At 35.8% G+C, this 13,813-nt stretch carries 11 protein-coding genes; 8 read left to right on the forward strand and 3 right to left on the reverse strand.

Translation table 11 applies throughout. The annotated features are described in order from the left end of the window. Nucleotides 1-77 precede the first annotated feature (77 nt). The 8 genes from A4F88_RS03560 to A4F88_RS03595 all read left to right on the forward strand — a co-directional run bounded on the left by A4F88_RS03560 (nt 78) and on the right by A4F88_RS03595 (nt 7,273). On the forward strand, nt 78-1,205 hold the full coding sequence (locus A4F88_RS03560; RefSeq protein ID WP_068841133.1) for an NAD(P)/FAD-dependent oxidoreductase: 1,128 nt from the start codon (nt 78-80) through the stop codon (nt 1,203-1,205). Further along, nucleotides 1,206-1,919, forward strand: coding sequence for a methyltransferase domain-containing protein (locus A4F88_RS03565; RefSeq protein WP_068841134.1), 714 nt, complete (start codon nt 1,206-1,208; stop codon nt 1,917-1,919). Continuing rightward, nucleotides 1,916-2,968 (forward strand): type III polyketide synthase, encoded by a 1,053-nt coding sequence (locus A4F88_RS03570; protein WP_068841135.1) that lies wholly within the window; start codon nt 1,916-1,918, stop codon nt 2,966-2,968. Before A4F88_RS03565 ends, A4F88_RS03570 begins: the two co-directional genes overlap by 4 nt. 159 nt (nt 2,969-3,127) lie before the next feature. Further along, on the forward strand, nt 3,128-3,565 hold the full coding sequence (locus tag A4F88_RS03575; protein ID WP_068841136.1) for a 3-hydroxyacyl-ACP dehydratase FabZ family protein: 438 nt from the start codon (nt 3,128-3,130) through the stop codon (nt 3,563-3,565). Further along, the gene (locus A4F88_RS03580) at nt 3,562-4,836 is read left to right on the forward strand and encodes a beta-ketoacyl-[acyl-carrier-protein] synthase family protein (protein ID WP_068841137.1); all 1,275 of its coding nucleotides are present in this window, start codon (nt 3,562-3,564) and stop codon (nt 4,834-4,836) included. Before A4F88_RS03575 ends, A4F88_RS03580 begins: the two co-directional genes overlap by 4 nt. Before the next feature lie 63 nt (nt 4,837-4,899). Continuing rightward, nucleotides 4,900-5,154: an acyl carrier protein gene (locus A4F88_RS03585; protein ID WP_068841138.1), complete on the forward strand. Its 255-nt coding sequence runs from the start codon at nt 4,900-4,902 to the stop codon at nt 5,152-5,154. Further along, entirely contained in the window at nt 5,151-5,648 is a 498-nt protein-coding gene (locus tag A4F88_RS03590; protein WP_068841139.1) for a 4'-phosphopantetheinyl transferase superfamily protein, read from the forward strand. The genes A4F88_RS03585 and A4F88_RS03590 overlap by 4 nt, the downstream gene beginning before the upstream one ends. A gap of 935 nt (nt 5,649-6,583) precedes the next feature. Next, nucleotides 6,584-7,273 (forward strand): VIT1/CCC1 transporter family protein, encoded by a 690-nt coding sequence (locus A4F88_RS03595; protein ID WP_068841140.1) that lies wholly within the window; start codon nt 6,584-6,586, stop codon nt 7,271-7,273. 185 nt (nt 7,274-7,458) lie between these two features. Here the strand turns inward: A4F88_RS03595 and A4F88_RS03600 are convergent, their stop codons facing one another. From A4F88_RS03600 to A4F88_RS03610, 3 genes are all read right to left on the reverse strand, one after another. Beyond that, complete coding sequence (locus A4F88_RS03600) at nt 7,459-8,589, reverse strand: efflux RND transporter periplasmic adaptor subunit (RefSeq protein WP_068841141.1); 1,131 nt, start codon at nt 8,587-8,589, stop codon at nt 7,459-7,461. Between the two features lie 4 nt (nt 8,590-8,593). After that, entirely contained in the window at nt 8,594-12,973 is a 4,380-nt protein-coding gene (locus A4F88_RS03605; RefSeq protein WP_068841465.1) for a CusA/CzcA family heavy metal efflux RND transporter, read from the reverse strand. An 86-nt stretch (nt 12,974-13,059) separates the two neighbouring features. Then, a complete protein-coding gene (locus A4F88_RS03610) occupies nt 13,060-13,437 on the reverse strand; it encodes a hypothetical protein (protein WP_068841142.1) in 378 nt (125 codons plus the stop codon). Nucleotides 13,438-13,813 lie beyond the last annotated feature (376 nt).

Here is a 13,813-nt window from a genome sequence, read left to right on the forward strand (position 1 = left end):
CTTAATTTATTTTTTTGAGACAAACTTAATCGCATCATCTTCATCATTATCTAAGATATAATTTCTAAATTAGTGATATGGAAAAGAATCCCGATGTATTGATTATTGGCGGCGGACTTGCGGGTTTGACTGCAGCTATACATCTGTCTCAAAAAGATTTAAAAGTAGTATTGATTGAAAAATCGGCTTATCCCCGACATAAAGTTTGCGGAGAATATATTTCTAATGAGATCCTTCCCTATTTGCAATGGCTTGGCGCCGATGTTTCAGAACTAAATCCCACAAATATTTCGAAGTTTGCCTTTACCGCCAATAACGGAAAAGAAGCAACAGCAAAACTTCCGTTAGGAGGATTTGGCATTAGCCGATATGAACTGGATCAGTTTTTATATCAAAAAGCACTGGCAAACAATTGTAGTATTATAAAAGAAACCGTTACAGCTGTTTCTTTCAGTGATGATGTATTTACTGTTACAACTTCCGGTCAAATTTTAACTTCTAAAATAGTTCTTGGAGCTTTTGGCAAACGTTCCAATGTTGATCAGGTTCTGGATCGGAATTTCATTCATAAAAAATCACCGTGGCTCGCAGTAAAAGCCCATTATTCAGGCAATCTCGATAATGATATTGTGGCTTTGCACAACTTCAAAGGCGGCTATTGTGGTGTTTCTAAAGTCGAAAACAACATTATAAACATTTGTTATCTGGCAGATTATGCCACTTTTAAGCAATACAAAAACATTGAAGAGTATCAGCAAAATGTGCTTTATAAAAACAAACATCTTAAAGCCATTTTTGAGAACAGTCAACTTCTTTTTGATAAACCATTGACCATAAGTCAGATCTCTTTTGATAAAAAACAAGCTGTCGAAAACCATATTTTAATGATTGGCGATACAGCCGGACTTATTCACCCGCTTTGTGGTAACGGAATGGCAATGGCGATTCATAGCGCTAAAATAGCATCAGAATTAATTCTGGATTATTATTCGGATAAAAAAATATCCCGGGAAACATTAGAAAAAACCTATATCAAAGAATGGAAGAAACATTTTGGGAAAAGGCTTTTTATGGGTCGGGTTCTGGCACAAATCTTAACCCAAAAAAATATCACCAATACACTTGTTGCCATAGTAGCCTCATTTCCAGGAATACTGCCTACAATAATCAAACAAACGCATGGTAAACCTATAGCAATCAACTAAATGAGTGTAAATACACAATACAGAACACAGGAAACCGAAATAATGGATGATTTTTCTCTTCAGGGAGAAGAATTACAAGCTGCTCTGGATCAGATTGCCCAAATCAACCAATTATTAGGTGGTAACCAACTTACATTACACGGAATCAAAAAAATACTAAAAAAATATCCTAAAGATCAAACCATTACAATTGCCGATATTGGTTGTGGCAATGGCGACATGTTGCGCATGCTGGCGAAGTTTGGTCAAAAAAACAATTTAGATTTTAAACTTATAGGTATTGATGCCAATGATTTTACGATTAATTATGCCAAAACATTATCAACCCAATATTCAAATATCGAATACAAATGCATTGACATTTTTAGCGAAACATTTAAAAACATATCCTATGATATTGTTTTATGTACCCTCACCCTGCACCATTTTTCCAATGACGAAATATTAAATATAATTACTATCTTTAATAAGAATGCCAAAGCCGGTATTATTGTTAACGATTTACATCGCAGCAAATTAGCATACCGCCTTTTTGAATTGATTTGCGTTATTTTTAATTTGAAAAAAATGTCACGTGAAGATGGACTGGTCTCTATTTTAAGAGGATTTAAAAAAGACGAACTGGAAGACTTCTCCAAAAAACTAAATCTAAAAAACTATACCATACACTGGAAATGGGCTTTTCGCTACCAGTGGATAATTACTAAAAAATGAGCGTAAAAATTATAACTGTTGCCAGGCAACTGCCACAATATTCCCGTGAAACGGCTGATATACTTCCTATGCTGGAAGGCTGGCTTCACGGACAAGACGAACGTTTCATCAAAAAAGTCAAAAAAATATTTGAAGGCGCCGCTGTAGACAAACGTTACTCGATAATGGATCCTGAGGAAGTCTTTACAGCAACTTCTTTTGAAGATAAAAACGACATTTATAGTCGGGAAGTTATTATTCTGGGCGAACAGGTTTTACAAAAAGCACTCGAAAAAGCCCAATGGGATCCGCAAACACTGGATTATATTATTACTGTAAGCTGCACTGGAATTATGATTCCGTCATTAGATGCTTATCTTATCAATAAAATGAAATTAAGACAGGATATTGTGCGGCTTCCCGTTACTGAAATGGGTTGTGCTGCAGGAATATCAGGTATTATATATGCTAAAAATTTCCTGAAAGCCAATCCCGGAAAACGTGCTGCTGTTATAGCAGTAGAATCTCCAACAGCAACTTTTCAGCTTGATGATTTTTCGATGCCCAATATTGTAAGTGCTGCTATTTTTGGTGATGGAGCAGCTTGTTGTTTATTATCTTCTTATGAAGACGATTATGGCCCTGAAATACTCAACGAAGAAATGTATCATTTTTATGATGCCGAACACATGATGGGCTTCAAATTAACCAACACCGGACTTCAAATGGTTTTGGATATTGAAGTTCCGGAAACCATTTCATCACATTTTGGCGATATTATTCATCCTTTTCTTCAAAAAAACAATTTAGAAATCAAAGATATTGATCATATGATATTTCATCCTGGCGGAAAAAAAATCGTTACCACTGTAGAAACACTTTTCTCCGGATTAGGAAAAAATATCGAAGCCACTAAAGAAGTACTTAAACAATATGGCAATATGTCGAGTGCAACTGTATTGTATGTTTTAGAGGAAATCATGGATAAAAAACCAAAAGCAGGAGAAAAAGGATTAATGTTAAGTTTTGGTCCCGGATTTTCGGCACAACGTGTTTTATTGCAATGGTAATTTATTATACAAAACTAAACGCGGATATAGGATCACAATCTGTACCCTAAGGTTGAAACCTTGTGCAATAAAAAAATTCATTTTGATCCGCGTCTTTACGAAATAAATCTGTTAAAATCCGCATTCAATCAGACATCAAACTATTAAACAAAATAAACCATGACCTCGAAAAATATTTTAGATCTGTTGCCATACAGCAAACCCTTTCTGTTTGTAGACGAATTACTGCATGTAGATGAAAATAGTGCTATAGGAACTTATACTTTTAAGGAAGATCTTGACTTTTATAAAGGGCATTTTAAAGACAATCCTGTAACTCCGGGCGTAATTCTCACCGAAACGATGGCGCAAATTGGTATGGTTTGTCTGGGTATTTATTTATTAGGCGATACTTTTACCAAAGATACCGTAATCGCTTTTACATCAGCCGATATGCAATTTTTAAAACCTGTATATCCTAACGAAAAAGTAACAGTGACTTCTCAAAAATCATTTTTCAGATTTGGAAAACTAAAATGTGATGTAGTGATGACAAACGAAGCCGGACAAGAAGTCTGCAAAGGCATTTTGGCCGGTATGATTACAAATAAATTATGAGTAAACGAGTTGTAATAACAGGATTAGGCGTTGCGGCTCCAAACGGAGTCGGAATTACCAAATTTAGCCACGCCATAAAAAACGGAATATCTGGAATCCGTCACGACCCTCAGTTACAGGAATTGCAATTCTCTTGTCAGATAGCCGGAAAACCTGAAATATCTGAAGAATTAAAAGCACAGTATTTTACAGAATTAGAATTACGTGGTTTTAACAGCACCGGTATTTTGTATGGTGTAATTGCAGGTATCGAAGCCTGGAAAAATGCAGGATTAGCTATAGAAACTAACGAAGAACCAGATTGGGACAGTGGAATAATTTTTGGTTCCGGCACATCAGGAATTGATAAATTTCGTGAAAGTATTTATAAAATAGATGAACTTCAGGTTCGAAGATTAGGCAGCACGGTTGTCGCACAAACCATGAATAGCGGTATTAGCGCTTATCTAGGAGGAAAATTAGGACTTGGCAATCAGATTACTACCAATTCATCAGCCTGCGCAACAGGAACCGAAGCTATTTTGATGGCATACGACCGTATACAATCCGGACAGGCAAAACGTATACTGGCAGGAAGTACCGGCGATAGCGGACCATATATCTGGGGCGGCTTTGATACGCTTCGGGTATGCAGTTCAAAATACAACGATAGTCCCGAACAAGGTTCCCGACCAATGAGCGCTTCGGCTGCAGGATTTGTCCCTGCAAGTGGCGCTGGTGCATTGGTAATCGAAGATTTAGAAAGTGCCTTAGAACGTGGTGCAACTATTTATGCCGAAATATTAGGTGGTAATGTAAACTCGGGCGGTCAACGCGGTAACGGAAGCATGACAGCTCCCAACAGTACAGCTGTACAACGTTGCATTACTAATGCAATTCATCATTCAGGAATTTCTGCAACTGATATTGATGCTATCAACGGACATCTTACCGCAACCACAAAAGACAGCCTTGAAATTGAAAACTGGACTATAGCACTAAACAGAAAAGGAAAAGATTTTCCGTATATCAATTCCTTAAAAAGTATGACCGGGCATTGTTTAAGCGCTGCAGGAAGCATCGAAAGTATTGCTGCAATATTACAAATTCATGAAGGTTTTGTATTTGGAAATACCAATTGCGACGATCTTCATCCGGAAATTACTGAACTAATTGATTCATCAAAAGTACCCTTAAAAACAATCGAAATTAATCCTGTTATAATTGCCAAAGCCAGTTTTGGTTTTGGTGATGTAAATGCTTGTATTATTTTTAAGAAATTTTTATTATAAATTGTAATATCAATTCCTGTCTTTTGTAAAAAATATAAACTATAACCATAACCAATAAGCCACATGGACAAAGAAGAACTTATCGCTAAATTAAAATTGATTATAAAACCATACACAACCAATACCGAGGCGTATGATAACCTTACAGAAAACACTGATTTCATTAACGATTTGAATATCAATTCGGCTAACTTGGTAGATATTGTACTAGATATCGAAGAATCTTTTGACATCATAATTGATAATGCCGATATGCAGCGTATGCTCAATGTAAAAACTGCCGTAGAAATCATCGGAGCCAAACTCGCCGAAAAATGATTGGCAATGATGTCATAGATATTCTGCAATCACGACAGGAAAGCAATTGGCAACGCAAGGGGTTTATACAAAAAATATTTACCCCTGAAGAACAATTGCTTATTTCGAAGGCAACAAATCCTGAAATTATGGTTTGGCAGCTTTGGAGCATGAAAGAAGCAGCTTATAAAATTTATAACCGGCAAACCAGAATAAGGGAATACATACCACAAAAACTCGTCTGTTCTATCACATCGCAAAACCAGAATACTGCTACAGGCATTGTTACCTGTTTTGAAAATGTTTATTATACCAAAACAACTCTTTCTACAGACCATATTCATAGTATTGCAGCTAATCTTTTAGACCATTTGAATAATGTAACAGAAATCGAAAGAAAGTCTATTCTAAAAGATAAAAATGGTATTCCCTACTTACTCACTTCTCAAAATACAATTCAGGATGTTTCGGTAAGCCATCACGGGCGATTTGAAAAAGTGGTGACTATTCTTTAAAGTACCCCAGCGGGGTAAAATATTTATAGAATTTCAATAAGAAAAATAAAAAAAGCTCCGGAGGAGCGGAATATATTTTGATTCAGAAAAAATATCAATCCTATGGAGCTTTATATTGCAAAGATCTATTCTTTGCTATAAATATTTCGCTTCTCTGAAGCTGGAATATTCATAAAAAATTATTCTATCTGCAAGACCCCAGCGGGGTAAAATATTTATAGAATTGCAATAAGAAAAATAAAAAAGCTCCATAGGAGCGAAATATATTTAGATTCTGAAAAAAAATATCACTCCTCCGGAGCTTTATATTGTAAAGATCCATTCTTTGCTATAAACATTTCGCTTCTCTGAAGCTGGAATATTTATAAAAAATTATTCTATCCGCAAGACCCCAGCGGGGTAAAATATTTATAGAATTGCAATAAGAAAAATAAAAAAGCTCCATAGAAGCGAAATATATTTAGATTCTGAAAAAATATCGCTCCTATGGAGCTTTATATTGCAAAGATCTATTCTTTGCTATAAACATTTCGCTTCTCTGAAACTGGAATATTTATAAAAAATTATTCTATCCACAAGACCCCAGCGGGGTAAAATTTTTATAGAATTGCAATCAGAAAAATAAAAAAGCTCCATAGAAGCGAAATATATTTAGATTCTGAAAAAATAGCTGGAATATTTATAAAAAATTATTCTATCCGCAAGACCCCAAGCGGGGTAAAATATTTATAGAATTGCAATAAGAAAAATAAAAAAGCTCCGGAGGAGCGAAATATATTTTGATTCAGAAAAAATATCAATCCTCACCTCAGTAGCTCAATATTGCAAAGATCTATCTATTCCTCTGAAAATTTAGAATCATTCTATTAGCCTTTCTCTGGTAACCAAACGCTTTTTTGGAGTAACTTCATAATGAAATTACAAAAAGCGTACTAATGGAAGCTGAAAATCATTATATCAATAGAAGCGGCTGGTTAAGAGCAGCTGTTTTGGGTGCAAACGACGGAATTTTATCTACAACCAGTTTAGTTATTGGTGTTGCTGCAGCCACTACTACACGAGAGCCTATTTTACTAGCCGCAGTAGCAGGTTTGGTAGCCGGAGCTCTTTCTATGGCAGCAGGAGAATACGTATCTGTAAGTTCACAATCTGATGTTGAAGCAGCTGATTTAAAAAGGGAAAGTCATGCCCTGAAAACCATGCCCGAAATCGAACTCGAAGAACTCACTGATATTTATGTACAAAGAGGTCTAAGTAAACCTTTAGCCCGACAGGTTGCTATGGAACTAACGGCTTATGATGCGCTCGAAGCACACGCAAGAGATGAGCTGGGAATAAACGAAATCACACAGGCAAATCCACTAATAGCTGCTTTTGCATCGGCTGTATCCTTTATTATTGGAGGATTGCTTCCAGTTTTGGTGGCAATTTTTGCTCCCATACACGATATGGTATTCTATCAATATGCCTTTTCGATACTCTTTTTGGCTTTTTCAGGAATTTTAGCGGCTAAAGTAGGAGGCTCAAACATATTAAAAGCAGTGCTTCGTATTTGTATTTGGGGAACTTTTGCAATGGTAATGTCAGCACTTGTAGGATATATTTTTGGGGTTCAGACTACTTAAAAAGAAAAGAGCAGTCCAAATCCGGACTGCCCTCTTACCAACAATTAACTAAATTTTCTTTTTTAAGCAAAAATCACATATAGTATCCTAAGTTTAAAAATCAGAGAGAACGCTACAAATTGATTCTAACAACATTAATTAAAATAAGTTCTTTTGACTTTATGACTTTTAAACTTTCGACTTACCTATTCATCTCCGCCATTCATAAAAGTCATCAAAAGCGTATAAGCATTCTTAATTACAATTTTTGACGATTTATCAATTACCGAAGATTTAATTTGACGGAAACCATCAGTCGTAGTTCCCGGTTCTACCACAACCATTTTGTATTGATTATTTCCGCTTAAAGCGAAAACAAAAAACTTACCTTGCCATCTTACTACTGCATCTTCCGGAACTGTAATGGCTTTTTCGTTTTCAAATTCTGCTTCAGCATTAATAAAAAGTCCCGGAATTAATGCGTTATCGTATTGATTAACTTTACAAATAACTTCAGCAGCACGATCGTCGTTAAGACTGCGGTTGATATACGCAATCTTTGCAGAGAATCTCTTCGAAGGATTAGCATTCGTAAAAGCACTTACTGTTTGTCCTGTCGAAAGCAAATGAACATCTTTTTCAAAAGCATTCATAACCAATACAATATCACTCATTTCCATTAGTTCAAAAAGCATATCTGTTGGGGCAATATATTTCCCGACATTTACATTAATCTTAGACACAACACCAATTATAGGCGAAACAATCGAAACCGTTTTACTGATATTTGAAGCCGAAAGCGTTTTTACATTAATCCCTAATAACGATAATTTTTGTGCCAGCGAAGCCATATAAATACGCTGTGTCTGCATTTCTGTAGCTGTTTGTTCATACAATTTATCACTGCTTGCTTTCTTCGCATTTAGCTCTTTTTGGCGGTCGTATTCACTTTTAGCCAACTGAAATTTTTCTTTCGCCGTAAGATAATCCTGTTGCAGTTGTATGTATTGCATATCCTCGACAACGGCTAATAATTGCCCTTTTCGAACATGCATTCCTGCCATTAAATTTGTTTTTTTTATATAGCCGCCAAGCGGAATACTAACCGAAACGACACTTTTTGGCGGAACGGTTACAGTTCCCTGAAGCTGTAATATTCCTTTTACTGTTCTTTCTTCCGGATTTCCCACAACAAGTCCTGCATTTTTAATTTGTTCGTTGCTTAACTGAATGGTGTTTTCCTGTTTTTGCACTGTTTCTTTCTCCTGATTCTTTTTATCACTATGGCACGAAACCAGAAACAAAAGACCAAAAATCGTGATGATATATGTTTTCATTATCTTATAAATTAGTGAGAGTTTGAAGATTTATGATCGCTTTATTGTAATCGTTAATCCTGTCGAGATATTCATTTTTGATGGTAATCGCCTGATTTACAACTAAAACCCATTGCAAGTAATCAATATCACCGTTTTCCAGCTGACTATTTGCCGCATCAATAATAACAGTCGCATTTTTAAGTCCTTCGTTTTCATAATAATAAAGGCTTTCTTTATACTTTTCGGCTTCACTTACAGCGTTGGCGATTTCTGTTGTCATTTCGATTTTTACCGATTCGGCCATCATTTTGTAATTTTCGTATTCGATTTTTGCCGCTTTATTGCGTGAAGATTGACTCGAAAAGAATAGCGGAATAGATAATCCCAAATTCACATAACTAAATCTGTGGCTGCTGTCGTAATATACTTCCTGCCCTGCAGCACTGGTTTGTGCACCAATGATGCTTAAATTATTATATCCTACTGTAATATCCGGCATTAATTTAGCCTGTTCGGCTTTCCATTTCCATTTTGCAGCTTCTGCTTCATGATTTGAAAGTTGAATTTGAGGAAGTTCTGCTGTATTAATTTTTTCGTTTAACAAAATAGCAAAATCATTTTTAATGTTTGCCGAAGCCGGAACATGCACCACACTATCCTGCAATATGGTATTAAAAGATTTCAACGTAATTGCAATATCTTTATTGACCATCGTAAGCTGATTGGTATAAAACTGTCTTGCCGATTGAGAAGCGCTTTTTTCTAATACATTAGTTTCTCCCGTTTTATAACGCAAATCAGATTTCTGTTCCATTAACCTGTAGATAGAATCGGCGTAAGCCAATAATTCTTTTTTACTATTCAGCCAGATATAATAATAAAACAAGCTTCTCACATTCGATTTAATCTGTTGCGAAGTCAGTTGTGAAGCAGCTTTGGCAACATTATAATTTTCCTGCAAAGCTTTTTTCTGATTACTGTACAAAGTAGGGAAAGCAAAAGTCTGACTCACGCCAAAACGGGAATCATTAACGCCGCTGTTGAACTGACCATAATCGGCATCTAAAGCCAATTTTGGAATATCATAAGCCGATTTTTGCAATTGTTCTTTAGACTTTTCATTAAGATGAGCCGATTTAATTCTTCTGTTATTCTGAAGTGCAATCGACAAAGATTCATCCAGAGAAACAGGTTTTTGCTGCGATTGTACTGAAACTGTAATCAATAAAGCTATAAGCAATAAACTCAGTTTATCCATTTTATGTTTTTTGATTTTTTTCGAAAATACTTTAGTATGATACGTCATTAAATAAATTGCCGGAAGTACAAAAAGAGTCAGCAAAGTTGCTGTTATCAATCCGCCAATAACAACTGTTGCTAACGGGCGTTGAACCTCTGCTCCTGCTCCGTTACTCAAAGCCATTGGCAGAAACCCTAAAGAGGCCACCGCAGCGGTCATTAATACAGGACGTAACCTGTTTTTGGTTCCTGTAATGATAATTTGAAACGCATCTGTAATTTCACCCTGCTTTTGTATTCGGTTAAATTCAGATATTAAAACAATTCCGTTTAATACGGCTACACCAAAAAGAGCAATAAAACCAACACCAGCTGAAATACTAAAAGGCATATCTCGCAAGGCAAGTCCAAAAACACCACCAATTGCAGATAACGGAATAGCGGTAAAAATGATAATTCCTTCTTTAAAAGATCTAAAAGCAAAATACAATAAAGCCAAAATCATAAACAAAGCTGCCGGAACAGCAATGCCCAAACGTGATTTTGCCTGTTGCAGATTCTCGAAAGTACCGCCATAGGTAATGTAATATCCCGGATCAAATTTGATTTGACTGTCGACTTTTTTCTGTAATTCCTCCACAATCGATTCTACATCACGGCCTCTTACGTTAAATCCAACAATAATTCTTCTTTTAGCATCCTCACGCTGAATTTGATTAGGTCCTTCCACTTCTTTTACCGAAGCCACCTGATACAACGGAATCTGCATTCCCGAACGCGTAGAAATTAATAGATTTCTAACATCCGAAATGTCTTTTCTTCCGCTGGCTTCAACTCTTACAACCATATCAAAACGCTTTTCGCCTTCGTAAATACTTCCGGCTACAGCTCCTGCAAACGCAGCATTTACGGTTTGATTGATATCTGAAACATAAATCCCGTATTTCGCCATTTCTGCCCAGTCATAATCAATCACGATTTGAGGCATTCCGGTTACTTTTTCAACATACAAATCTGTTGCGCCTTCGACCGTTTTACTAATTGAACCAAGTTTTTCAGCATATTCAGCTAGTTTATTTAAATCTTCTCCGTAAATTTTACAAACCAAATCCTGTTTGGCTCCGGTCATTAATTCATTAAAACGCATTTGTACCGGAAACTGAAAACCTGTTGTAACTCCCGGAGCTGTTTGTTTTACGGTTTCGGTCATTTTATCTGCCAGTTCGGGAAACGAAGAAGCACTTGTCCATTCTGATTTATCTTTTAGCACAATAATCATATCACCGCCTTCAATAGGCATTGGATCGGTTGGAATTTCAGCACTTCCTATTCTCGAAACGACTTTTTCGACTTCTGGATATTCAGTTTTAAGTTTATTTGAAATTTTTTGAATGGTTTCTGTTGTTGTCGAAAGATTAGTTCCTAACAACAATCGGGTTTCTACAGCAAAATCTCCTTCCTCTAACTGCGGAATAAACTCTCCTCCCATTCGGCTGAAAATCAGCAAAGCAATCCCGAATAAAACAAAGGCCGAAATGACAATTCCTTTTTTCATCATTAAAGCTTTGGACAGCCAGTTTTCATAAAGCCCTTCCAATTTTATCATAATTCGGTCAGAAAGATTCAGTTTATGACTAACCTTTTTGCTGATGAACAAAGCGCTTACCATTGGAACATAAGTAAGTGACAGAATAAATGCACCCAAAATGGCAAATGCAACGGTTTGTGCCATTGGTTTGAACATTTTCCCTTCAATACCTTCAAGTGATAATATTGGCAGGTAAACAATCAAAATAATGATTTGTCCAAATACTGCAGCATTCATCATTCGTCCTGCAGAACCTGTCACTTCTTTATCCATTTCTTCCTGCGAAATGGTATCGATTCCTTTGTATTTTTTGGCACTATGAATGTGATGTAAAATTGCTTCGACAATGATCACGGCGCCATCGACAATTAAACCAAAATCGAGAGCACCAAGACTCATCAAATTTCCGCTTACGCCGAAAGTATTCATCATAATAATGGCAAACAGCATCGCTAGCGGAATAACAGAAGCCACGATAAATCCTGCTCTTAAATTCCCCAGAAAAAGCACCAGAACCAGAACAACAATCAAAGCACCTTCGATCAGGTTTTTCTCAACTGTACCAATCGCATTGTCAACCATTTTGGTACGATCTAAAAAAGGTTCTATTTTTAAGCCTTTTGGCAGAATTTTTTCGATTTCGGCAACACGTTTTTTTACATCGACGATAACATTATTGGCATTTTCGCCTTTTAACATCATCACGATTCCACCAACAGATTCACCAATATCATCTGTCGTTAAAGCGCCGTAACGTATCGCCGAGGACATTTTTACTTCGGCAATATCCTTGATTAAAATTGGCGTTCCTGCCTGTGTATTTTTGACAATGATATTTTGAATGTCTTTAATATTTCGCTTTAATCCAACACTTCGGATATATAATACAGTTGGGCCTTTTTCAATATAAGCACCTCCCGTATTTTCGTTATTACTGCTTAAGGCTGTAAAAACTTCTTTTATAGTCAGGTTTTGTGCTTTTAATCTCGACGGATTTACAGCAATTTCGTATTGTTTTAGCTTTCCTCCAAAAGTTGCCACATCTGCAATTCCGGGAGTTCCCAGAAGTTGTCTTCGAATCGTCCAATCCTGAATGGTACGTAAATCTTCGAGAGAATATTTGGTTTCATAACCGGGTTGTGGTTTTAAAACATATTGGTAGATTTCGCCCAAACCTGTTGTTGCCGGAGCCATTTCTGGAATACTGGCATTCTCTGCAATTTCTACTTTTTGCAAACGTTCTGCCACTTGTTGACGTGCCCAATATACATCGGTATCATCGGCAAATACAATCGTAACTAACGAAAGTCCGAAACGGGAAATACTTCGGCTTTCTTTAAGCTGCGGAATATTGCTAATCGCCTGCTCGATAGGGAAAGTGATTAAACGTTCTACATCTTCTGCTCCCAAAGACGGAGCAGTTGTAATAATCTGAACCTGATTGTTGGTAATGTCAGGAACGGCATCAATTGGTAAACGGGTAACTTCAAAAACACCGTAGATAATCCACAGCAAAGTGAAAACCCCAATTACCAGTTTATTTTTAACTGAAAATTGAATGATCTTATTGAGCATAATTTTATTTAATTTTTTTGAAATAATACTGTTATAGCCAAAACATAAAAATGTCATGACCACAATAAAAATCTTAGAAAATTAAATTATGCCAAAGGAGGTCTGAATACCGAAAATAAAGCGGGATTAGAATATAAGTTTGAAGTAAACGGAATTATGTCTGATTCTGAAAAATCAGCATTAAAAGGAATATCAAAAGAGTGTTTTTCTGTGGGAATAAATACCAACTGAAACGAAGCGCTGGAAATATGCTTGAACGGAAGCTGCATGTCGCGATCAGAATCATTATCGTTGATGTCTTCTCCCCAATAATGCATTTCCAGAAAATTAATAAAACTTACATTATGTCTTTGCTGATGTTCATTGTAATGTTCGATCAATACCGGCAATTTATAAAACTGCTGAAAGAATCCAATATTGGAAACAATTAGAAAGATGAATATGTAACTAATAATTTTTCGCACCTCACAAATTTAAGGCAAGTGGCAAAATAATTCCTAACCTTAAGTAAGATCTAAGCAAGTTTTACCATTTTATAAGAATTCAATAATAGAAATTTAATTTATACCAGCATAATTTATAAAATGCTGAAATATTATTAATTTCAGATTATTTTTTTGTAGTCGTTATAATACATTCTCTTAAATTAACTTTTTTTTCATTGATTGTGCTTCTTCTGTCCTAAATCAAAATAAGAAAAAATCCTGTTCATGAGAATCTTAAATACAACTCAAAAATAATTTATTTCTGATCCTGAAATTAGTTTTATATTAGCATTTGTAAAATCAGCAGACATTGCGCTACAACGCAATGTTTATCTTCATATCTAAAATAAAATAG

Source organism: Flavobacterium chilense, from assembly GCF_001602525.1.
Taxonomy (GTDB): domain Bacteria; phylum Bacteroidota; class Bacteroidia; order Flavobacteriales; family Flavobacteriaceae; genus Flavobacterium; species Flavobacterium chilense.